Origin of the sequence: Chitinophaga horti (assembly GCF_022867795.2) — a bacterium.
GTDB lineage: Bacteria > Bacteroidota > Bacteroidia > Chitinophagales > Chitinophagaceae > Chitinophaga > Chitinophaga horti.
The window spans coordinates 4,539,258-4,561,025 of sequence record NZ_CP107006.1; the positions used below are offsets into that span (position 1 = coordinate 4,539,258).

Below are 21,768 nucleotides of genomic sequence, written 5' to 3' on the forward strand. Positions count from 1 at the left end.
TGATGCGTGAATAATGGAATGTTCCGTTTGTTTATATTAAGGTGATAAGCTGCACAGGGACCAGATGCGTCGGGTTCTTTATTCCATAAAAGTAGCGGCCATATATCTAACAAAACGTTAATTGTGCCGAACGGGTCAATAACGATGGTAAACAGCTGCTTATTATTTGTAAAGCCAAAATTATCAATCAAATAGCAGCTAGATAAGCATACCCGTAGGTGCAAGTTTTTTCTTAACAATATTGTGCTTAATTTCGACATTTGCAGTGCAGTTAGCTTATGGAAAATTTCATCGTATCAGCAAGGAAGTATCGCCCTCAGAATTTCTCAACAGTAGTGGGCCAGGCCCACATTACCACGACATTAAAGAATGCCATCCGCAACAGTCAGCTGGCGCATGCGTTCTTGTTCTGCGGTCCGCGGGGCGTGGGTAAAACCACCTGTGCGCGTATCCTGGCCAAAACGATCAACTGCGAAACGCCCCTGGCCGACGGCGAAGCCTGTAACAGCTGCCAGAGCTGCCAGTCCTTCAACGACGGCGCTTCCTTCAACATTCACGAGCTGGATGCCGCTTCCAATAACTCGGTAGACGATATCCGTACGCTGGTGGAACAAGTACGCTTTGCGCCACAGGCAGGCAAATACAAGATCTATATCATCGATGAGGTGCACATGCTCAGTTCCTCGGCCTTTAACGCCTTCCTGAAAACGCTGGAGGAACCGCCCTCCTACGCGATCTTCATCCTGGCCACCACCGAGAAACATAAGATCCTGCCCACTATCCTCAGCCGATGCCAGATATTCGACTTCAAACGTATCACCATACAGGACACGGTCGACCACCTGAAAGAGATAGTTGAGAAAGAACACATCTCCGCAGAAGGCGACGCCCTGCACCTGATCGCGCAAAAAACCGATGGTTGTATGCGCGACTCGCTCAGCACACTGGACAAGATAGTAAGTTTCACTGCGGGCCAACTGACATACCAAAATACCCTCGAGCACCTGAACATCCTCGACTATGACTATTTCTTCAAAGTGATGGACTGTGTGATGCAACAGGATGTAGCCGGCGCGCTGCTCATCTTCGACGAGATATTACAGAAAGGCTTCGAAGGCGACAACTTCCTGGGCGGCTGGGCAGAGTTCCTGCGCAACCTGCTGGTGTGTAAAGACGAAAAAGTGTTACACCTGATGGAAGTATCCGCTAACCTGAAAGACCGTTACAAGCAGCTGTCTGCCAAAGTGAGCCCTCAATACCTGATAACGGCCCTTCATTTGCTGAATGAGACCGAGATCAACTACCGTATGGCGCGCAACAAACGCCTGCACGTGGAAATGGCGCTCATCAAACTTTGTTACCTGCAACAAGCAGTAACCCTGGTGAGCAACGACCAGAACGGTGAGGTGTTAAAAAAAACTTAACTAGTGACGTAGCCGGCGCGCCACAACGCCTGCGTGCTCCCTTTATGGTGGCTGCATCCGGCAAACTGGTAGCCGCCGCACCCGACGCCATCGCATCAACCGAAGTAGCGCCTGCACGCCCCACAAACGGGGGCAGTCCTGCTACGGCACCTAAACTGACCATAGAGAACGGCGTTACGCCACCACCTGCCGCTACGGCACGGCCGACCGTAACACCTACGCCCATACAAAAACCGGCTGCCACCGCTGCCGCTACAGCGGGTGCAACACAGCCGGGGGGCATTAAACTGACCGGGCTGGCGGCCATGAAACAGGCCCTGGCAGCCAAGCAGAGTGCAGAAGTAGTGACAAGCATACCGGTGACACTGGGCGCACTGTCTGTATACTGGGAGGAGTTTATCGACACCTACCGACAGGCAAAACGTACCAGCGTAGTGAGTAACCTGCAACTGGCGGAGATACAGCTGCCCGAACCACAGGAGATCGCGCTCATCAGCCGTAACATCGTAATGTTGCGCTTCCTGGAGGAAGAAAAGCTGGCCATCTCGGAGTTTTTTAAACAGAAATTCAGGAATAAAGATTTAACCGTAACCTTGTTGCTCGACGAGAGTAAGCAGCAGGAACAAGTAGACGCCGGCCCGCAAAGGTTATCCAGTAAGGAGCAATACCTGAAGATGGTAGAAAAGTACCCGCTCATCAGGGAACTGAAGGACAGCCTGGGCATGGAACTTGATTTTTAGCTCATTTTTAAACACAGGACCACTCTTACGTTGCGTTTTTGCGCAAAAACATGTAGGTTTGGGCAAAATTTTGAAGAAACACTATGGCAGAAGTTATCAGAATGCCCCTTTTGAGCGACACGATGACCGAAGGGGTGATTGCGGAATGGCATAAGAAAGTAGGAGACACCGTTAAATCCGACGACGTTATTGCTGAAGTGGAAACCGACAAAGCTACCATGGAAGTAATGGGTTATGCGGACGGCACCATCTTATATATAGGCGTAGAGAAAGGAAAGGCTGCGAAGGTAAATGATATCATTGCCATTGTGGGTAAACCAGGCGAGGATTACAAATCCCTGCTGGAAGGCGGCGCAACTGCTGCTGCTCCTGCAAAAGAAGCCGCACCTGCCAAAGCCGAAGCGCCTGCCGCGGAAGCTGCTCCTGCTCCTAAAGCCGACGACGCTGCCGTAGCGGAAGCCCTCAAAAATGCAACTGTGATCAGGATGCCGCTGCTCAGCGACACCATGACCGAAGGCAAAATCGTTGCCTGGAATAAAAAAGTAGGCGACACCGTTAAATCCGACGATGTACTGGCCGAAGTAGAAACCGATAAAGCCACTATGGAGGTTATCGGTTATGCTGACGGTACCCTGCTGCACGTTGGTGTAAAAGAAGGTGAAGCAGCCAAAGTAAACGGCATCATCGCCATCGTAGGTAAACAGGGCACTAACGTAGACGCTATCCTCGCCGCCGAAAAAGGTGGCAACGCAGCGCCTGCGGCTAAAGCTGCCGAACAGCAAAGCGCTCCGGCTGCCAATGCTGCTCCTGCCGCCACCGCCGCTCCTGCCGAAGCAGCACCTGCTTCCAGCAACGAAGGTGGCCGCGTGAAAGCTTCTCCCCTCGCTAAAAAACTGGCCGCAGATAAAGGTATCGATATCAACCAGGTAACCGGTTCCGGTGACAATGGCCGTATCGTGAAAAAAGATGTGGACAACTATACACCAGCCGCGAAAGCTGCTCCTGCTGCAACGACTGCCGCTTCCGGCGCTGCTGCTCCACAGGCTGCACCATTCGTACCTGGCCAGGAATCTTACGAAGACATCCCGGTTACACAGATGCGTGGCGTAATCGCTAAACGCCTCGGTGAAAGCAAGTTCACTGCTCCCGAATTCTACCTCACCATGGAAATCAACATGGACGAGGCGATGAAGAACAGGGAAGCGCTGAACAAAGTATCTCCTGTGAAGATCTCCTTCAACGACATGGTGATCAAAGCTGCGGCAATGGCACTGCGTCAGCACCCTTACGTAAACAGCAGCTGGCAGGGCGGTACTATCCGCATGAACCAGCACGTGCACATCGGTTCTGCCGTGGCTGTAGACGAAGGTCTGATCGTTCCGACCATTCGTTTCGCTGATCAGAAAACACTCAGCCAGATCGCGGCAGACGCGAAAGTGCTGTACGATAAAGCTAAAAACAAGAAACTGCAGCCGAATGAATTCAGCGGCAGCACCTTCACCGTATCCAACCTGGGTATGATGGGTATCGATCACTTTACGGCGATCATCAACCAACCTAACTCCGCGATCCTTGCTGTAGGCGGCATCAAAGAGGTAGTTGTGGCGGAAAAAGGCCAGTTTAAAGTGACCAATATCATGAAGGTAACCCTCACCTGCGACCACCGCACTGTGGATGGCGCTGTAGGAGCTAAGTTCCTGGTGACCTTAAAAGGTTTCCTCGAAAACCCGGTTACAATGCTCGTTTAGAAGCATTTACATATTTACCTACGGAAAAGCGCAGTTTACACTGCGCTTTTTTTATGCTATCTTGAGCCAAATTGTTTTATCCATGTACCTGTTACTCGACGTCGACGCCTGGTGGGCAGCACACGCTCCTTTCGAAAAGATCTATTGGGTGGTTACGATCATCTTTACCCTGCTATTCCTGCTGCAGATGGGCATTACACTGCTCGGCGGCGAACATGACGGCTCCGTTGGCGACGCCGACGACGCGGTATCCGGCGACGATGGTATCGGCTTCCAGTTCTTTACGCTGAAAAACATGCTGGCCTTCTTTACCATCCTTGGCTGGACGGGACTCGCCTGCATTAACTCCGGCATGGGCAACCTCGGTACGCTCGTGATCTCCGTTATTGCGGGACTGGCCATGATGGTTATTATGTCGCTGCTCTTTTACTACACCAGCAAGTTATCCCATAGCGGCACCATGAACCTGCAAAACGCCGTTGGTCAAACCGGCGAGGTATACCTCACCATTCCGGGTCGCAGATCTGGCACTGGCAAGGTACACATCCGTATACAGGGCGGCATCCGCGAACTGGACGCACTTACCGACGACCTGGCAGATCTGCCCAGCCATAGCCGTATCCGCGTGCAGCAATCATTGAATGACGGCCTGTTACTTGTCACCAAAAGCTAATCTTTTTCCCTTCACCTGAAAACCATTTTTTATCTATATGTATACCTTAATGCCTATACTGCTTGCGGTATTATTCGTCTTCGTTTTTATTTACGCGCTTTTCCGCCGTTACAAGCGCTGTCCTTCCGACCGCATCCTGGTCGTTTATGGTAAAGTAGGTTCTAACTCCGAAGGTAACCTGAGCGCCAAATGTATTCATGGCGGCGCGGCCTTTATCTGGCCTATCATCCAGGACTACTCCTTCATGGACCTTACACCAACCTCTATCGAGGTAAACCTGACGAATGCACTGAGTAAACAGAACATTCGTATCGACGTGCCTTCGCGTTTTACCGTGGCAATTTCCACCGAACCGGCGGTAATGACCAACGCTGCTGAACGTCTTTTGGGCCTGCAACGCCCGCAGATCCACGATCTGGCGAAAGATATCATCTTTGGTCAGCTGCGTCTCGTGGTAGCCACCATGGACATCGAGGAAATCAACAGCAACCGCGATAAATTTCTGTCGAACGTAGCCGCTAACGTGGAAGCCGAGCTGAAAAAGATCGGTCTGAAACTGATTAACGTGAACCTTACCGACATCAAGGACGAATCGGGCTACATAGAGGCTTTGGGTAAAGAAGCCGCCGCAAAAGCGATCAACGAAGCCAAAAAGAGCGTGGCCGAACAGGAGCGTTTTGGTGAAATTGGTAAAGCAGAAGCTAACAAGGAAAAGGACATTAAGATCGCTGAAACCACGCGTGACAGGGATGCAATGATCGCCAGTGCGAACAAAGACAAGGAAATCCTGATCGCCGGCGCGCAGCGTGACGAAAGCATCGGTAAAATCGAAGCGGAAAGAGATACCCGTATCAAATCTGCAGAGGCTAACTCCTCCGCCATCCAGGGTGAGAACAATGCGAGGATCCAGATCGCACAGTCGGAGGCCACCCGTCGCGAACGCGAAGCTGAATCTTTGAAACAAGCTACGGCGGCTGAGAAGGTACAGGCGGCGAAAGCACTCGAAGAGTCGTACCTGGCAGAGCAAAAAGCCGAAGCCGCCCGTGCGGCCAGGGAGCGTGCCACCCAGGAAGCTAACATCGTGGTAGCTGCAGAAATCCAGAAACAAAAAGCCATCATCGAAGCGCAGGCAGAAGCCGAAAAGATCCGACAGAAAGCAAAAGGTGAGGCAGACGCGATCTTCCTGAAAATGGAAGCGGAAGCGAAAGGTATGTTCGAGATCCTGACGAAGCAGGCCGAAGGTATGAACCGTGTGGTACAGGCAGCCGGCAACAATAGTAAGGATGCCGCACTGCTCCTCATCGCCGACAAACTGCCCGAACTGGTAAGAATGCAGACCGATGCGATCAAAAACATCAAGATCGACAAGGTTACCGTTTGGGAAGGCGGCCATGCAAATGGCGACGGCAAAGGCTCTACGGCTAATTTTATCAGCGGTTTGTATAAATCCGTTCCCCCGCTGAAAGACATCTTCAACATGGCGGGTATGGACCTGCCTGAGTTTCTTGGCAAAGAGAAAACGAAGGGCGACGATACCGTACAGGTAGTGGAATCCTGACTGCATATCGATTTATAGTGAGGGCTGGTCCAATGTGGCCGGCCCTTAATTTTTCAGCCAGGCTATGATTTAAGTTGTATATTAGTAATACCCCTTCAAAACATCTGAAACTTAACATGGAAGCACCCAAAAACGCTATTAGCTGGTTTGAGATTCCCGTGAATGATTTTAGCAGAGCGAAGAGATTTTATACCACGATATTGAATTGCGAAATGCAGGAAATGGAAATGGGCTCAGACAGGCTGGCACTTTTCCCTTACGATGCGGAACGCGGTATTGGCGGCGCCATTGTACAGGGACCTGACTACTTACCCAGCCAGCGGGGTAGCCTGGTTTATCTGAATGCGGGCGCAGACCTCTCCGACGTGCTTAACCGTGTACCGGCAGCCGGTGGTAAAATAGAGCTGGACAAAAAGCTGATTTCCGAACAGGCAGATATGGGCTACTACGCCGTTTTCCAGGATACGGAGGGGAATAGGGTGGCGTTGCATTCGATGGGGTGATTGACGGCATGCAGGTTGATATTTTTTATACTTTCTTTCAGATTCTTTTGAAAGTTCGGAAACATAGCCATACATTTGAGGCATGAAGTTCACTGATGCAAAAGCACAATTCATCCAGGCCTGGGGTTCTTTAGGAGCGCAATGGGGTATTAACCGTACCATGGCGCAAATCCACGCACTCCTGCTGATCGCACCCGACGCGCTGAGCGCCGATGAGATCATGGAGGAACTGAACATCTCCCGCGGTAACACCAACATGAATGTACGGGAGCTGATCAACTGGGGCATCGTGGATAAAGTGCTGGTACCAGGCGAGCGCAAGGAATACTTCGCCGCGGAAAAAGACATCTGGAAAGTAGGTACCGCTATCGCCCGCGAGCGTAAAAAGCGCGAACTGGACCCGATCCTGAAGGTGTTGAACGCACTTTCCACCGTAGAAGGTGATCAGAAAGACAAACACGTAAAAGCATTTCGTGAGTCGATCCAAAACATTAATCGTTTTGCGCAACAAACGGACAATACCCTCAATGCATTCATCAAAGCAGAAGAAAACTGGTTCTACAGCACCTTGCTGAAGGTATTCAAGTAATATTTTTTTGCTCAAATGTTTCATTACTTACTGAAAGTTCAGAATTACACTAGTCATGAATAATAAGAAGATCGTTATCGCAGGTGGAGCAGGATTTATGGGCGAGGCCCTGGCGGAGTATTACGGCCTGGAGAACGAAGTGGTGATACTTACGCGCCAGGAAAAACCTCATAGCCAATATGCACGTTATGTGAAATGGGATGGCGAACACCTCACCAGCTGGTACCGCGAACTAGACAAGGCCGACCTGCTCATCAACCTGGCAGGTAAAAGTGTGAACTGCCGGTACAACGAACGTAACAAGGCGGAGATATTCAGCAGCCGGGTGAACAGTACCCGCGTGCTCGGCGAAGCGATCAAACGCCTCTCCAACCCTCCTGCCCTGTGGATCAATGCCGCATCTGCCACGATTTACCGACATGCTGAAGATCGCCCTATGGACGAGCGCAATGGCGACATAGGCACCGGTTTCTCTGTAGAAGTGTGCAAGTTGTGGGAGAAAACGTTTTATGAACAGGAAACACCACATACCCGCAAAGTGGCGCTGCGTACGGCCATCGTACTCGGCCCCAAAGGCGGTGCTTTAATGCCGATGCTCAACCTCGTGAAGTTTGCACTGGGTGGCAGGCAAGGTAGCGGTCACCAGATGTTTAGCTGGGTGCATATCGAAGACTTCTGCAGACTTGCCAAATGGCTTTACGAAACACCGGAAGCACAAGGCACCTACAACTGCTCTGCTCCCCAACCTGTTACGAACGAAACCTTTATGCGCACCCTGCGCCAGGCTGCCGGTCGCCGCATTGGTTTACCTGCGCCAGAATGGCTGTTGCGCATGGGGGCAGTAATGATCGGTACGGAAATTGAACTCATTATCAAAAGCCGCTGGGTCATACCCGCCCGCCTCGTGCAGGAAGGCTTCCGGTTCAGGCATGCGCAGTTGCGGCCGGCACTGGAAGATATATTGAGCGAATTACCCAGGCGGCGGTATCATTTATTTTAACTTAAGATCATGAAAGAACCGAAACTGACAGTTGTGATAGGCGCTTCGCCAAACCCGGACAGGTATAGTTTTTTAGCCGTAAACCGCCTGCGTGCCTATAATCATCCTGTAGTGGCCATCGGTAAAAAAACAGGCGACATCAACGGTACACCGGTGATCGCAGAACATCCCGCGCTGGAGAACGTAGATACGATCACGTTATACATGAACCCGCAGCGGCAGCAGGAATACTACGATTACATCCTCAGCCTGCGCCCAAAACGCATCATCTTTAACCCGGGAACAGAAAACCCCGAACTGGAAGCCAGGGCGCAGCAACAAGGCATTGAAACGCTGGAAGCCTGTACGCTCGTCATGCTCGGCACCGGCCAGTACTAAAACTTAATGCTCCCTTCATACGACCACTTCCTTTTTTTCGTATATTCGGTTAAGCGTATAGCGCATCCATTGCCATACAGCAACCGAAGTGAAAGCACGTTAACCCGCATCGCCAGACAGGCAAAAGACTTACAGACAGGCATCGTTTACCCTCGGCTTATTCACCCATTAAACATACATTTTATGAAGTGGAGACGATTCAACGGAGAGCCCATCAACCTGCCCATCAAAGATGAAGTAAGACGCGCCATCGTAAGAGAGGCGGCACAGTATCACCTTAAAGTTTGTATCGGGACTGATTCCCAGGTAAAAGGAGCCGAGACGGAATTTGCGACCGTGATCGTATTCCTGCGCGAAGGCCATGGCGGCTTTATGTTCATTCACAACTACAAAACCCGCGACGTATATTCTATTAAAGAACGTATGCTCGTGGAAGTAGCCAAAAGCATCGAGATCGCATACGAATTATGCGACCTCTTTACGGAGTATGATGTAGACATGGAAGTACATGCGGACATTAACACGAACCCGCAGTTCAAAAGCAACCTGGCCCTGCGCGAAGCCATGGGTTACATCCTGGGGATGGGCTTTGCCTTTAAAGCAAAACCGGAAGCTTTCGCCAGCAGCTGCTGTGCTAATAAGATCGTGAACTAAAAGTAAGGCAGGATATCAGCCTCGTTTTTTGGTGCAGAAATGCACCAGGCGCCATCGTCACCCTTATGCCAGCCCCCGGAACCTCGCGTTTAACTCATCTACGAACTCGAGTATCTTATCTCTTCCCATTCTTTTTACGGTAGAAGTTACATAGTGCGCCGGAAGGAATTCCCAGTTTTCGCGCAGTTTGTTCAGGAATGCTTTGATGTTGCGGCTCACCTCCAGCTGCGTGGATTTGTCAGCTTTGGTAAACACGAGGCTGAAAGGCACCTGCCATTCACCGAGCTGGTTTACAAAGTCGATATCAATTTGCTGTGGCGTATGGCGACTGTCGATAAGTACAAAAATGTTTACCAGGTTGGTTCTTTTACGCAGGTAGTTCTCGATCATCTGGCTCCACTGGCGACGCTGTGACTGGGACACCTTGGCGAAGCCGTACCCTGGCAAATCGACAATGTACCATTGTTTGTTGATGAGGAAGTGGTTGATTAGCTGTGTTTTACCCGGCGTACCCGATGTTTTTGCCAGCTTTTCACGGCCCGTCAGCATATTGATCAGCGAGGACTTGCCCACATTGGAGCGACCGATGAAGGCGTATTCCGGCAGGTCGGGCGCAGGGCATTTTTCCCAATCGGGGCTGCTGATAATATATTCTGCTGATTTGATGATCATTTCCATTATTCTTCCTTTTAAATATTGATGCGCCCCCTATTTTGAGCAACGTTGAAAGCAACCGAAAACCTTTTTTAGCTAACTTTGCAGCCTATGGCAAATATCGAGACAGTTCAAAAAGTGATTCCTTTCAAGGAGTCAAAATTAAGCAAGAAGGAGCAGATAGCGAGCATGTTTGACCAGATCGCGTTCAGGTACGACTTCCTGAACCACTTTATGTCGCTCGGAATTGACCGTATCTGGCGACGTATAGCCCTCAACAAACTGAAGTCCCTGGCGCCTAAAACCATGCTGGACGTGGCAACCGGCACAGGCGATTTTGCCATCCTGGCCGAAAAACGCCTTCGTCCCGAAAAAATTACCGGTATCGATATTTCTGAAGGCATGCTGCAGATAGGCCGCCAGAAAGTAGAAAAACTGGGTCTCAGCGACAAGATCACCCTTCAGTCGGGCGATAGCGAAACAATAAGTTTCCCCGATGCAACGTTTGATGCCATAACAGTTGCCTTTGGAGTACGCAATTTCGAAAACCTTGAAAAAGGCCTGTCAGAAATGAGGCGTGTACTGAAGCCGGGCGGTAAAGTAGTGATCCTGGAATTTTCCAACCCTACCGTATTTCCTGTGAAACAGCTGTATAATTTTTATTTCCGCTACATTACCCCACTCATCGGGAAATATGTAGCCAAAAGCGAAGCCGCCTACAGTTATCTCCCCGACTCCGTAAAAGCTTTTCCGCAGGGGAAAGCCATGGTGAGCATCCTGAATGGAATTGGCTATCAGTCTGTTACATGCAAAACACTAACTTTCGGCATATGTTCCGTTTATTGCGCTACCCGATAGGGTTGCTTATCCTGTGTTTAACCTATTTACCGGCAAGTGCGCAGCTGAACATGGAAGAACATGATCAAAAGCCCTACTACTTCGGTATTACCCTAGCTACTAACCAGTCGAACTTCAAACTTTACCACTCCGACCGCTTCCTTAGCCAGGATACGGTGATGGTAATAGAACCGCTTAAAACCATTGGTTTTAACCTCGGTTTGCTGGCTAACCTGCGCCTGAACAGGCGTTTCGACCTGCGTTTTAATCCGCAGCTGGTATTTGCTTCCAAGAACCTGTACTATAAAGAACAATACCCTTCCGTAGAAACGGAAAAGAACATCGAATCGATCCTGCTGAGTTTTCCCCTCCAGATCAAGTTTAAGTCCGACCGCATCCGTAACATGCGTGTATACACGATTGCCGGTATGAAGTACGACTATGACCTCGCTTCCAACGCCAGGGCCCGCCGGGCGGAGGATCTCGTCAAGGTAAAAAAAGGAGACTACGGCTATGAGGTAGGTGCGGGCTTCGAGTTCTATTTCCAGAGCTTCATTTTTGCCCCCGAGTTTAAGATCAGTAACGGCCTGGGCGACGTACACGTGCGCGATAACAACCTTCGCTACTCCAACAACATGGGAGAGCTGAAAAGCCGTATGATCGTATTTTCCATCCACCTCGAAGGTTGATTTTTAATCTGCTGAAAGACTGACGGCGCGCAAGGATTTAATACCTTTGCGGCATGCAGAATTATTTGATCAGGAATATTGCGGTAGTTAATGAAGGCCGCACGCAGGTACAGGACGTACTGCTTCGCAACGGGCGCATTGAAAAACTCGCGCCGCAAATCAATGAAAAAAGTAATTATACGGAGATCAATGGCGAAGGCAAACATTTGCTGCCCGGCGCCATCGACGACCAGGTGCACTTCCGGGAGCCGGGCCTGACCCACAAAGCCAACATCCACTCCGAAGCCCGCGCAGCGGTAGCTGGCGGTGTTACTACCTTTATGGAGATGCCCAACACCAAACCAGAAGCCATTACACAGGAGCGCCTCGAAGAGAAATACAACATCGCGGCCAATACTTCCATCGCCAACTACTCCTTCTTCATGGGCGTGAGCAACGACAACGCGGAAGAAGTACTGCGCACCAACGAAAAGAAAGACCGTGTATGCGGTGTAAAAATATTCATGGGTTCCTCTACCGGCAATATGCTGGTGGACAACTTCGTGACGCTGAACAAAATATTCTCCGGTACCGAGTTGCTGATTGCCACCCATTGCGAGGATGAAAAGATTATCCGCGACAACATGGAGCAGTTCAAGCGCAATAAAGGCGATAACCTGTCAGCCTCCGATCACCCGCTGATCCGTAACGAAGAAGCCTGTTTTGAGTCTTCATTTACCGCCGTACAGCTGGCGAAGAAATACGACAGCCGCCTGCACATCCTGCACATCTCTACAGAAAAAGAATTGCAGCTGTTCAGCAACATGCTGCCGCTGGCGGAAAAACGTATCACCGCAGAAGTTTGCGTACACCACCTTTGGTTTAGCGCCGACGACTACGCACAATACGGCAACCTGATCAAATGTAACCCGGCCATCAAAGCACCCAAACACCGCGAAGCGTTGTGGAAAGCGCTGGTGGACGATCGCCTGGACATTATCGCCACCGACCACGCTCCGCACACCTGGGAAGAGAAACAACAACCTTATTTGCAGTCCCCCTCCGGCGTGCCATTAGTACAACATACCGTGCTGATGATGCTGGAAGCCGTGAAGCAGGGCCGCTTCACCATCGAAAAGATGGTAGAGAAAATGAGTCACGCCCCGGCAATCTGTTTTAAGATCAGAGACCGTGGCTATATCCGTGAAGGCTACTTTGCAGACGTGGTGATCGCTGATCTGAATGCAGGCACAAAAGTGAGCAAAGAAAATATTTACTACCACTGCGGATGGAGCCCTTTCGAAGGCCACCAGTTCTCCGCGGGGCTTACACACACTTTTGTGAACGGGCATCTCGCTTATGAAAACGGCCAGTTTAACGAAAGTGAAAAAGGTCAGCGTATTACTTTTGCGAGATAATTTAAAGGCCGCCGTATACACACGGCGGCCTTTCTCTTTTATGGAAAAACCCTTAACCCGCATCTTCCTGCCGAGAAGCATCTGAAGCCCTTGAATATGCTGCCTATTAACTGTAAATTCACTCAAAATTAGTAGCGAATGGAACTGGACAAAACGACCTACCTCGACCTCTCCATATTTAACCGTGATGAAGAATTTTCCCTGTTGCACAAGCTGGACTTTACCAGTACTTCGGGGGAAGGGAATACCTGCGCAGCCTGTTCGCCAATCCTTTAAAAGACCTTCGCGCCATCCGCCAGCGGCAGGAAATGCTGCGGTTTATCCTGGAGCAGGAAACGCAATGGCCAACGCAGATCACGAACGGCACCATCGTAGTAGTAGAAAACTACCTGAATGCGGAAATAGAACCGATCTCCAGCAATAGCGGTCCGGCCCTGCTACTGAGCGCTACAGTCATGAAAACGATTTACGCGCCCGACTTCGGCTTCATCCGTTTCTCCTTTGCACAATTACTGAACCTGCTGCGAGGCTTTAAACACCTGGTGAGCGTTTATAATAAAGACACGACCCCGGCCGTATTACGAAGCCTGGTAGAGCGGGCAGCACATTTACTGCGCCAGCGCGAGTTTGATGACATCATGTCGCTCGATGACGCCGGTACGCTCAACTACGTACAGATCTTACGGTACGACAACCTCATCCGCAGGAAACATAAAAAGGTATTGTGGGAGCTAACGGAACTGTATACACGACTGGATGCATATTACAGCATGGCCATGGCCGTTCGCCGCTTCAACCTGCACTTCCCGTCGTTCCGCGAGGGCAATGACCCTTATATTGAAGTGAAAGGTTTGTATCACATCATATTGCCAAAACCTGTTTCGTACGATGTAACCTTCGATCGCGACAGGCATTTTATGTTCCTCACCGGCGCCAACATGGCGGGCAAAACCACCTTCATCAAAGCCGTGGGCGTGGCGGTATTCCTGGCGCATGTGGGCATGGGCGTACCGGCGCAGGAGATGGAACTGAGCTTCTTTCATGGTATTCTCAGTAACATCCAGGTGCAGGATAATATCTTTAAGGGAGAAAGTTATTTCTACAGTGAAGTGCAGCGCATCAAGAACACGATCATTAAGATCAGTGATGGTAAAAACTGGCTGATATTGATTGACGAAATGTTCAAAGGCACTAATGTGGAAGATGCTAAAAACTGTTCCCTGGCGGTGATCCGCGGATTGCTGCATAACAAACACTCTCTTTTTATATTATCGACACACCTGTACGAAATTGCAGATGAACTGCAACGTGACGGACAAATCATCTTTAAATACTTCGAGAGTGAAGTGATCGACGATACCCTTTATTTCACTTATCAATTGAAAGACGGCATCGCGAAAGAGAAGATCGGCTACCTGATTTTGAAACGAGAAAAGGTATTGGAACTGCTCGAAGGCATGAAGTCTAACTGATAACTTATCACTTTTATTATAGAACGGATGCGGAAGTATGTGTATACACCGCATCCGTTTTTTGTTGATTGTTGAATAGTCATGCCCCCTTAATTTCGCAGCAACCAACCACCATTGTATGTTGATCAAAACCTTTGGCAGTGCAGTTTTTGGGATTGATGCCATTACCATATCGATAGAAGTAAACGTGATGCAGGGCTCCAAATTTTTCATGGTAGGCCTGCCGGATAATGCGGTGAAAGAAAGTCAGTACAGGATAGAATCGGTCATTAAAAATATAGGGTTCCGTATGCCGCGTTTGCGGACGATCGTAAACCTGGCGCCCGCAGCTATCCGCAAGGCGGGTGCCGCTTACGATCTGCCGATTGCGCTGGGCATTGTGGCCGCTTCAAAACAGGTAACGTTAAAAGATAATCCCGAACAATACATCATCATGGGCGAGCTTTCGCTCGATGGTGTCCTCAAACCTGTGAGAGGCGCACTGCCCATGGCTTTGCAGGCGCGCAAAGAGGGCTTTAAGGGTATGATACTTCCGCAACAGAATGCACGCGAGGCAGCGATGATAACTCAGCTGAACGTATATGGCGCGCAGCATATCAAAGAGGTACTTGACTTCTTCGAAGGTACGCGTCCATTGGAAGCGACCATCGTACAACCCCGGGAAGCCTTCTTTGCTTCTCAATATGATTTTGATATTGATTTTTCAGAAGTGAAGGGCCAACAAAATATTAAACGCGCGCTGGAGATCGCGGCCGCAGGCGGACATAATGCCATATTGATTGGTCCGCCCGGTGCGGGCAAAACCATGTTAGCCCGCAGAATGCCGACGATATTGCCACCACTCAGTTTACAGGAAGCGCTGGAAACAACGCGCATCCATTCTGTGGCAGGCAAACTACCCGAGCACGCAACGCTGGTATCCCGCCGCCCCTTCCGTTCGCCACATCACACGATCAGCGATGTGGCGCTGGTAGGTGGCGGTGGTGGTATCCCGCAGCCAGGCGAAATATCACTTGCACATAACGGCATTCTTTTCCTGGATGAGCTGCCCGAGTTCAAACGCGGTGTGCTCGAAGTAATGCGACAACCGATCGAAGAACGTAAAGTCACGATATCGCGGGCACGCATGGCCATCGACTATCCTGCCGGGTTCATGTTGCTCGCTTCGATGAACCCGTGCCCCTGCGGCTATTTCAATCACCCGGATAAAGACTGCAGCTGCCCGCCAGGCTTGGTACAAAAGTATTTCTCAAAAATATCCGGTCCGCTGCTCGATCGTATAGACTTGCACGTAGAAGTGACGCCGGTGGTGTTTTCAGATGATTTGTCAGGACAGGCGGCCGAAACCAGCGCAGCCATCCGCGAACGTGTGATCGCTGCCCGCCTGTTACAGTCGCAACGTTTCGGGGAGGAAGAAGGCGTTCATTGCAACGCTCAAATGAGTACCCGGCTGCTGAGGAAGTATTGTGTGTTGAATGATGCAGGCAGCACGTTGTTAAGAAATGCTATACAACGTTTAAATCTATCGGCCCGTGCATACGACAGGATATTGAAGGTAAGCCGTACCGTGGCAGACCTGGCTGGCAGTCCACACATAGAACCGCAGCATGTGGCCGCTGCGATACAGTATCGCAGTTTGGACAGGCAGGGGTGGATGATGTAGAGGCGCTTGATCTCGGCACTGCGATACAGCACCGCAGCCTGAACACGCAAAGCCGATGTTATGTCGCTTATTCAAAACGTCTGCACACCGCCGCTGCCACAGAGCACCAAAGCCTGCACACGCAGAGCTGCATGATATAACAACACCGGTTAAATTGTTGTTAACAGCGACTCATTCGCTCCATTCACCAAGTAAAATCGTCATTTCACAAACCTACACTTGACAGGCAACATCGTATCTCTATCTTTGTGTCAGGTTTTTCATAGGATATGGTTAAAATAACTGAAGGCGGTGTTCTCACCGCCTTTTTCTTTGCCCTTAACTCCCACTTTCGCTTCGTCCGTTAAATTTCAGTTAACAAGCCTCACTTCACTGCTTTCACCAACTATTTTAATGCGTTCACGGATTCAATTTTGCAGGTGTGTGCCATGCATATACCTTTGTTATAGGTTTTTCATAGGATATGGTTAAAATAACTGAAGGCGGTGTTCTCACCGCCTTTTTCTTTGCCCTTAACTCCCACTTTCGCTCCGCCCGTTAAATTTCAGTTAACAAGCCTCACATCACTACTTTCACCAACTATTTTAATGCGTTCACGGATTCAATTTTGCAGGTGCGTGCCATGCATATACCTTTGTTATAGGTTTTTCATAGGATATGGTTAAAATAACTGAAGGCGGTGTTCTCACCGCCTTTTTCTTTGCCCTTAACTCCCACTTTCGCTCCGCCCGTTAAATTTCAGTTAACAAGCCTCACATCACTACTTTCACCAACTATTTTAATGCGTTCACGGATTCAATTTTGCAGGTGCGTGCCATGCATATACCTTTGTTATAGGTTTTTCATAGGATATGGTTAAAATAACTGAAGGCGGTGTTCTCACCGCCTTTTTCTTTTGTACTAACTATACCGGCTGCGCCTCCATTTTCTTATACGCTTCCGTTAACTTCTTCTGTATCTCTGCCGGCACCGGCGCATAATCAGCAAATACTGCCTTTATTTTCGCCCGGCCCTGGGTAACGTTGCGTAACGCTGCATACAGTTTGTCCAGCTCGGCCTGCGGGGTGCGGGCCTTTATCACCTGGTAACCATCATTGCTATCCATCCCCGTGATAAGGCTGCGGTGACTTTGCAATTCGCTCATCATATCGCCCATCATCGTATCGGGCGCTATCGCTTCCAGGTCGAACACGGGTTCGAGCAGCTGCGGGGCCGCCTGGTGGAAGGCGTCGCGGAAAGCCATCATGCCGGCAATCTTGAAAGAGATATCGTTACTGTCGACCGGGTGCATTTTACCGTCGTACACGCTTACCCGTACGTCGCGTACGTAGGAGCCCGTAAGCGGGCCTTCCTGCATCTTTTCCATAATCCCTTTAAGGATGGCTGGCAAAAAGCGGTTATCGATAGCACCGCCCACGATGCAGTTATTAAATACAAGTTTGCCTCCCCAGCTCAGCACGATCTCCTCCGTTTCGCGCACAGGGTGCTCCTTTAAAGGCGGCATTCCGTCGAAATAAGGCTCTATTTTCATAAACACTTCCCCGAACTGCCCTGCACCGCCCGATTGCTTTTTATGCCGGTAAGAAGCCTGCGCCTGCTTTTGTATCGTTTCCCGGTAGGGAATGCGGGCAGGCAGGTACTCCACCTGCATATGGTAGATATGCTCCAGCCGCCATCTGGTGATCGCCAGGTGCAGGTCGCCCTGGCCGTGCAGGATCACCTGGCGCAACTCGCGGTTGTATTCCACCTCCAGGGTAGGGTCTTCCATATGAATTTCGGCCAGCACTTCTCCCAGCTTTTCATCGTCCGACTTGTTTTTGGCCACGATCGCGGTGCGCACCTTCGGTGCGGGAAAATGCAGGGGCGCTACCTCGAGCGCGGCACCCTTGTCCGCCAGGGTGTGATCGGTGAACGTGTTTTTCAGTTTCAGCGTACAGCCGATGTCACCCGCCCGCAGCTTCTCCACGTTCTGCCGGTTTTTGCCATCTGCAATGAACAATTGGTTCAACCGCTCCGTCGTGCTGGTCTTCTGGTTATACAACTCCATCCCTGCCTTTACCTCCCCGCTTATCACCTTAAAGAATGACAGCCGGCCGATGTGCGGCTCGAGCAATGTTCTGAATACGAACAGGCAAACCGGTCCGGCGGCGTCACATTTAATCTCGCGGCCGTCCGTTGTTAGCTCGGCCGGCATATCCATGGCCGATGGCGCTACGTTATCGATAAAACCCATCAGCCTGCCGCTGCCCATATTATGGCGGGCGCTGAGGCAGAACAGCGGGAACACCTGGTGGCGCATCATACCGATTTTAAGCCCCTCCCGCAGCTCGTCCTCATCCAGGTTGCCCTGTTCGAAGTATTTTTCCATCAACGCATCATCGTTCTCCGCCGCCTTTTCTACCAGTTCGTTGTGTAAACGGGCGGCGGTTTCGGCTTCCTCCGGGGGGATAGGCAGCTTTTCAGGTTTGCCGCCGCCTTCCGGAAAGCGGTATAAGGTCATCTTCAACAGGTCGATGATCGCATTGAAGCCGGGTCCCTGGTTTACAGGGTATTGCATCACTGTAACAGCGCTACCGAAACGTTGCCTGGCCTGCTCCGCCACCTGCTGAAAGTTCGCATGCTCGCCATCCAGGTGGTTAACGGCCAGGATGGTCGGCTTACGGTAACGGTCAACATAGTCCCATATCACCACGGTGCCCGTTTCCACCCCGTATTCGGCATTGAGCAGCAACACCGCCGTATCGCACACCCGCACAGCAGCCGTCACCTCACCGGCGAAATCCTCCAACCCGGGTGTGTCGATAATGTTGATCTTGTAATCACGCCACTCGGTATGCATACAGGTAGCGTAGACGGAGTTGCCTCTTTCATGCTCTACTTCATGGTAATCGCTTACGGTATTGCGCTCTTCAACGGCGCCCCGTTTGGCGATAATGCCCGCCTCGAAGAGCATGGCTTCGGCGAGTGTCGTTTTGCCGCTCTTGGCAGCGCCAATGAGCACAATGTTTTTAACGTGTTTTTCATCATACATTTTCATAACGTAGCCGTTTTGGGAGGGTGGACCGAGATGTTATTTTCCGGGGAAGTAGTGATGGCCGTTTTGCGTGGGGAGCGTTCCTGTTATACTGCGGTAAGCCGTTTGCTGTGTTAATGTTAAGTTACGATTTTTATCGCTTACGGGCGCCGCAGCGAACCGGGCCCCAGGTACCTGTGGCAACATTTATTGCGTACCGTTTTTCCCTACCTTTGCGCCATGCGACTATTGCTTTCTTATCTCAAAAACTATAAGTGGCTGATTGTATTGGCGTTGTTGCTGGCCACGATAAACCAGGTATTCTCCTTACTGGACCCATATATCTTCGGAAAAATCGTAGACCGCTTCGCCTCTCACCCCACTACCGAATCGCCTGCCGGCGTAGTGCCGGAGGTGCCCCGCAGTAAGTATGACTACCTGATCGGGATCGGATTATTATTACTGGCCTCCATTGGCGTGGCCATGGTCTCCCGCATAGCGAAAGCCTTCCAGGACTATTTTGTGAACGTGATTATCCAGAAGTTTGGCGCGAAAGTGTATACAGACGGGTTGCGGCACTCCCTGCGACTGCCCTACCAGCAGTTCGAAGACCAACGGAGTGGCGAAACACTGGCAGTGCTGCAGAAGGTGCGGCTGGACAGTGAAAAGTTCATCACCATGTTCATCAACGTACTCTTTACATCCCTCGTGGGTGTGGTCTTCGTAATGATCTATGCGTTTACGGTACACTGGACGCTCGTTCCGGTATACTTCATCGGCAGCTTTCTGCTGGCCATGGTAATCAGCTTCCTAAGCCGTAAGATCAAAACCATTCAGAAAACCATCGTAAAGGAAACCACCATGCTGGCCGGTGCCACCACGGAATCTTTACGCAACATCGAACTGGTGAAAAGTCTCGGCTTAACACACCAGGAAATCAGGCGGCTCAACTCCACCACGATGAAGATCCTCATGCTCGAACTGAAGAAGGTACGCAGCGTACGATCCATCAACTTCGTACAGGGTACGTTCGTGAACCTGTTGCGCTCGGCCATCTTGTTCCTGCTGCTGTATATGTTGTACGGTCCGCCAGGTGCTGCTACGGCTTCACTCGGTCAGCTGTTCACGTTGCAGCTTTACTCCTTCTTCATCTTCGGCCCCATGCAGGAGCTGGGCAACATCATCCTGGCTTACCGCGAAACGCAGGTGTCATTAGCCAACTTTGAGAAGATACTGGCTACGCCGGTAGAGGTAACACCATCAGACCCGGTACGCCTTTCCGCCATCGACGAGCTGTCGTTCAAGAACGTAGGCTTTCAACACCTGACGGCGAAAACGAAGGCACTCGACAATATCAGCTTCACCGTTAATACCGGCGAAACAATTGCGTTTGTCGGCCCCTCAGGCTCCGGCAAAACCACGCTGGTAAAACTGCTCGTAGGCTTGTATCGCCCAATGGAAGGCCGCATCCTGTACAACAACATCGATACCGACCAGATTGATATTGAGGAACTGCGCCACCAGATAGGTTTCGTAACGCAGGACACGCAACTGTTTTCGGGCACGATCAAAGAGAATATGTTGTTCGTAAACCCACGCGCTACCGATGAACAGATCATGGATGCGCTTACCAAAGCATCGGCATTCAGTTTGCTGGCAAGGGCCGAGAACGGCATCGATACCGTGATTGGTGAGGGCGGCATCAAGATATCAGGCGGAGAAAAACAAAGGTTGTCAATTGCCCGCGCTTTGCTGCGCCACCCGCGCCTGCTGGTATTTGATGAAGCTACCTCCGCGCTCGACTCGTTAACGGAAGAGCAGATCACGCAAACAGTGAGGAATGTCACTTCTTCCAAAGAACATATCACGGTGATGATCGCGCACCGTTTGTCGACCATCATGCACGCCGACCGCATATACGTACTGGAGAAAGGGCGTATTACCGAAACAGGCGACCACTATACGCTGCTGGCCGAAAAGGGACTCTACTACGCGATGTGGCGGCAACAGATCGGTGAGAAGAAAGATGATGCTGTGGCAGAGGTGAAATAACTTATCTGGCACAAAAGATGAGGAATATCATTCATGTCCATCAGCTAAAAGATTAACTTTGCCTTACCATGAGCAAGAAACCAAATTACATTCTGAGCCTGCTTCAAATGCGTTGTCCGCGTTGCCGGAAAGGGCACATGTATCGCACGCGCAATCCTTTTCACTGGAGGTTTTCGCGGATATTCGACATGCACGATCACTGCCCGGTATGTAAGCAAAAGTTCGAACTCGAAACGGGTTTCTGGTTTGGTACCGGCTATGTTAGTTATGCTTTGAGCGTTGCCTTCTCCGTTTTTAACCTGATATGGTACTGGTTATTTTTCGGACTTAGCTGGCGCGATAACAGCATTATGATATGGCTGGCCGTAAACGGTGTAATACTCCTGGTATTCCAGCCATGGCTCATGCGTATTTCCCGTGTCATATACCTGTACTTCTTCGTGTATTACAATGAAGAAACAGCTGATCTGCCAGACGAAAAGTAAAACTTGACTAATACAGCGATATAATGATCAAGGGCCGTGAAAACGGCCCTTTTCTCTTTTCATCCAAAATCTGAGCAGTATGTCAGATCTATCTTAAATATCTTGATGTTATTGTGTAAGTGTCTGTAGGAAATACGAGTCGAATGATCAACGTTGCCGGGGATACGAAGCATACAAAAAACGGGTCATCAAATATATAACTTTCGCGCTGCAAATTTCCTACATATTTATGCCCGGTC

20 protein-coding genes are annotated in these 21,768 nt (G+C 50.4%); 18 read left to right on the forward strand and 2 right to left on the reverse strand.

All coding sequences use genetic code 11. From position 1 onward, the window contains the following. Positions 1-278 precede the first annotated feature (278 nt). From MKQ68_RS18225 to MKQ68_RS18270, 10 genes are all read left to right on the forward strand, one after another. Positions 279-1,424 (forward strand): DNA polymerase III subunit gamma/tau, encoded by a 1,146-nt coding sequence (locus tag MKQ68_RS18225; protein ID WP_264280363.1) that lies wholly within the window; start codon positions 279-281, stop codon positions 1,422-1,424. Positions 1,425-1,468: 44 nt separating this feature from the next. Continuing rightward, positions 1,469-2,164: a hypothetical protein gene (locus MKQ68_RS18230; protein ID WP_264280364.1), complete on the forward strand. Its 696-nt coding sequence runs from the start codon at positions 1,469-1,471 to the stop codon at positions 2,162-2,164. 83 nt (positions 2,165-2,247) lie between these two features. Further along, on the forward strand, positions 2,248-3,912 hold the full coding sequence (locus tag MKQ68_RS18235) for a pyruvate dehydrogenase complex dihydrolipoamide acetyltransferase (RefSeq protein WP_264280365.1): 1,665 nt from the start codon (positions 2,248-2,250) through the stop codon (positions 3,910-3,912). Between the two features lie 82 nt (positions 3,913-3,994). Then, a complete protein-coding gene (locus MKQ68_RS18240) occupies positions 3,995-4,585 on the forward strand; it encodes a hypothetical protein (RefSeq protein ID WP_244842212.1) in 591 nt (196 codons plus the stop codon). Positions 4,586-4,622: 37 nt separating this feature from the next. Next, positions 4,623-6,143, forward strand: coding sequence for a flotillin family protein (locus MKQ68_RS18245; RefSeq protein WP_264280366.1), 1,521 nt, complete (start codon positions 4,623-4,625; stop codon positions 6,141-6,143). A gap of 116 nt (positions 6,144-6,259) precedes the next feature. Next, a complete protein-coding gene (locus tag MKQ68_RS18250; RefSeq protein ID WP_264280367.1) occupies positions 6,260-6,646 on the forward strand; it encodes a VOC family protein in 387 nt (128 codons plus the stop codon). Positions 6,647-6,728: 82 nt separating this feature from the next. Beyond that, positions 6,729-7,235, forward strand: a complete 507-nt coding sequence (locus MKQ68_RS18255) for a GbsR/MarR family transcriptional regulator (RefSeq protein ID WP_264280368.1) — start codon at positions 6,729-6,731, stop codon at positions 7,233-7,235. A 55-nt stretch (positions 7,236-7,290) separates the two neighbouring features. Further along, a complete protein-coding gene (locus MKQ68_RS18260; protein WP_264280369.1) occupies positions 7,291-8,235 on the forward strand; it encodes a TIGR01777 family oxidoreductase in 945 nt (314 codons plus the stop codon). A 9-nt stretch (positions 8,236-8,244) separates the two neighbouring features. Beyond that, the gene (locus MKQ68_RS18265) at positions 8,245-8,613 is read left to right on the forward strand and encodes a CoA-binding protein (protein ID WP_264280370.1); all 369 of its coding nucleotides are present in this window, start codon (positions 8,245-8,247) and stop codon (positions 8,611-8,613) included. 183 nt (positions 8,614-8,796) lie between these two features. Next, on the forward strand, positions 8,797-9,267 hold the full coding sequence (locus tag MKQ68_RS18270; RefSeq protein ID WP_264280371.1) for a ribonuclease H-like YkuK family protein: 471 nt from the start codon (positions 8,797-8,799) through the stop codon (positions 9,265-9,267). Positions 9,268-9,330: 63 nt separating this feature from the next. Here the strand turns inward: MKQ68_RS18270 and yihA are convergent, their stop codons facing one another. Beyond that, on the reverse strand, positions 9,331-9,945 hold the full coding sequence (gene yihA / locus MKQ68_RS18275; protein WP_264280372.1) for a ribosome biogenesis GTP-binding protein YihA/YsxC: 615 nt from the start codon (positions 9,943-9,945) through the stop codon (positions 9,331-9,333). Positions 9,946-10,032: 87 nt separating this feature from the next. On the opposite strand from yihA, the gene ubiE reads away from it, so the two are divergent. The 6 genes from ubiE to MKQ68_RS18305 all read left to right on the forward strand — a co-directional run bounded on the left by ubiE (position 10,033) and on the right by MKQ68_RS18305 (position 15,979). Beyond that, positions 10,033-10,779: a bifunctional demethylmenaquinone methyltransferase/2-methoxy-6-polyprenyl-1,4-benzoquinol methylase UbiE gene (gene ubiE / locus MKQ68_RS18280; RefSeq protein ID WP_264280373.1), complete on the forward strand. Its 747-nt coding sequence runs from the start codon at positions 10,033-10,035 to the stop codon at positions 10,777-10,779. After that, entirely contained in the window at positions 10,752-11,447 is a 696-nt protein-coding gene (porT, locus tag MKQ68_RS18285) for a type IX secretion/gliding motility protein PorT/SprT (RefSeq protein WP_264280374.1), read from the forward strand. Before ubiE ends, porT begins: the two co-directional genes overlap by 28 nt. 53 nt (positions 11,448-11,500) lie before the next feature. Further along, a complete protein-coding gene (locus tag MKQ68_RS18290; RefSeq protein WP_264280375.1) occupies positions 11,501-12,844 on the forward strand; it encodes a dihydroorotase in 1,344 nt (447 codons plus the stop codon). A 138-nt stretch (positions 12,845-12,982) separates the two neighbouring features. After that, positions 12,983-13,120 (forward strand): hypothetical protein, encoded by a 138-nt coding sequence (locus tag MKQ68_RS18295; protein ID WP_264280376.1) that lies wholly within the window; start codon positions 12,983-12,985, stop codon positions 13,118-13,120. A 32-nt stretch (positions 13,121-13,152) separates the two neighbouring features. Beyond that, positions 13,153-14,316, forward strand: coding sequence for a MutS-related protein (locus MKQ68_RS18300; protein ID WP_264280377.1), 1,164 nt, complete (start codon positions 13,153-13,155; stop codon positions 14,314-14,316). 118 nt (positions 14,317-14,434) lie between these two features. Further along, positions 14,435-15,979 carry a YifB family Mg chelatase-like AAA ATPase gene (locus tag MKQ68_RS18305; RefSeq protein ID WP_264280378.1) on the forward strand — a complete coding sequence of 515 codons (1,545 nt, stop codon included), beginning with the start codon at positions 14,435-14,437 and terminating at the stop codon, positions 15,977-15,979. A 904-nt stretch (positions 15,980-16,883) separates the two neighbouring features. Here the strand turns inward: MKQ68_RS18305 and fusA2 are convergent. Then, the gene (gene fusA2 / locus MKQ68_RS18310) at positions 16,884-19,016 is read right to left on the reverse strand and encodes an elongation factor G2 (protein WP_264280379.1); all 2,133 of its coding nucleotides are present in this window, start codon (positions 19,014-19,016) and stop codon (positions 16,884-16,886) included. A 216-nt stretch (positions 19,017-19,232) separates the two neighbouring features. Here fusA2 and MKQ68_RS18315 point away from each other — a divergent pair, with 216 nt between their 5' ends. Together MKQ68_RS18315 and MKQ68_RS18320 are read left to right on the forward strand one after the other, a co-directional pair. Continuing rightward, positions 19,233-21,044: an ABC transporter ATP-binding protein gene (locus tag MKQ68_RS18315; protein WP_264280380.1), complete on the forward strand. Its 1,812-nt coding sequence runs from the start codon at positions 19,233-19,235 to the stop codon at positions 21,042-21,044. Between the two features lie 68 nt (positions 21,045-21,112). Further along, positions 21,113-21,529, forward strand: coding sequence for a DUF983 domain-containing protein (locus MKQ68_RS18320; RefSeq protein ID WP_264280381.1), 417 nt, complete (start codon positions 21,113-21,115; stop codon positions 21,527-21,529). The last annotated feature ends 239 nt before the right edge of the window (positions 21,530-21,768 follow it).

Excerpts from the sequence above, each read along its gene's own strand:
- MKQ68_RS18225 (WP_264280363.1), top strand. The coding sequence starts at position 279 with ATGGAAAATTTCATCGTATCAGCAAGGAAGTATCGCCCTCAGAATTTC.
- MKQ68_RS18230 (WP_264280364.1), top strand. The coding sequence starts at position 1,469 with ATGGTGGCTGCATCCGGCAAACTGGTAGCCGCCGCACCCGACGCCATC.
- MKQ68_RS18235 (WP_264280365.1), top strand. The coding sequence starts at position 2,248 with ATGGCAGAAGTTATCAGAATGCCCCTTTTGAGCGACACGATGACCGAA.
- MKQ68_RS18240 (WP_244842212.1), top strand. The coding sequence starts at position 3,995 with ATGTACCTGTTACTCGACGTCGACGCCTGGTGGGCAGCACACGCTCCT.
- MKQ68_RS18245 (WP_264280366.1), top strand. The coding sequence starts at position 4,623 with ATGTATACCTTAATGCCTATACTGCTTGCGGTATTATTCGTCTTCGTT.
- MKQ68_RS18250 (WP_264280367.1), top strand. The coding sequence starts at position 6,260 with ATGGAAGCACCCAAAAACGCTATTAGCTGGTTTGAGATTCCCGTGAAT.
- MKQ68_RS18255 (WP_264280368.1), top strand. The coding sequence starts at position 6,729 with ATGAAGTTCACTGATGCAAAAGCACAATTCATCCAGGCCTGGGGTTCT.
- MKQ68_RS18260 (WP_264280369.1), top strand. The coding sequence starts at position 7,291 with ATGAATAATAAGAAGATCGTTATCGCAGGTGGAGCAGGATTTATGGGC.
- MKQ68_RS18265 (WP_264280370.1), top strand. The coding sequence starts at position 8,245 with ATGAAAGAACCGAAACTGACAGTTGTGATAGGCGCTTCGCCAAACCCG.
- MKQ68_RS18270 (WP_264280371.1), top strand. The coding sequence starts at position 8,797 with ATGAAGTGGAGACGATTCAACGGAGAGCCCATCAACCTGCCCATCAAA.
- yihA (WP_264280372.1), bottom strand. The coding sequence starts at position 9,945 with ATGGAAATGATCATCAAATCAGCAGAATATATTATCAGCAGCCCCGAT.
- ubiE (WP_264280373.1), top strand. The coding sequence starts at position 10,033 with ATGGCAAATATCGAGACAGTTCAAAAAGTGATTCCTTTCAAGGAGTCA.
- porT (WP_264280374.1), top strand. The coding sequence starts at position 10,752 with ATGTTCCGTTTATTGCGCTACCCGATAGGGTTGCTTATCCTGTGTTTA.
- MKQ68_RS18290 (WP_264280375.1), top strand. The coding sequence starts at position 11,501 with ATGCAGAATTATTTGATCAGGAATATTGCGGTAGTTAATGAAGGCCGC.
- MKQ68_RS18295 (WP_264280376.1), top strand. The coding sequence starts at position 12,983 with ATGGAACTGGACAAAACGACCTACCTCGACCTCTCCATATTTAACCGT.
- MKQ68_RS18300 (WP_264280377.1), top strand. The coding sequence starts at position 13,153 with ATGCTGCGGTTTATCCTGGAGCAGGAAACGCAATGGCCAACGCAGATC.
- MKQ68_RS18305 (WP_264280378.1), top strand. The coding sequence starts at position 14,435 with ATGTTGATCAAAACCTTTGGCAGTGCAGTTTTTGGGATTGATGCCATT.
- fusA2 (WP_264280379.1), bottom strand. The coding sequence starts at position 19,016 with ATGAAAATGTATGATGAAAAACACGTTAAAAACATTGTGCTCATTGGC.
- MKQ68_RS18315 (WP_264280380.1), top strand. The coding sequence starts at position 19,233 with ATGCGACTATTGCTTTCTTATCTCAAAAACTATAAGTGGCTGATTGTA.
- MKQ68_RS18320 (WP_264280381.1), top strand. The coding sequence starts at position 21,113 with ATGAGCAAGAAACCAAATTACATTCTGAGCCTGCTTCAAATGCGTTGT.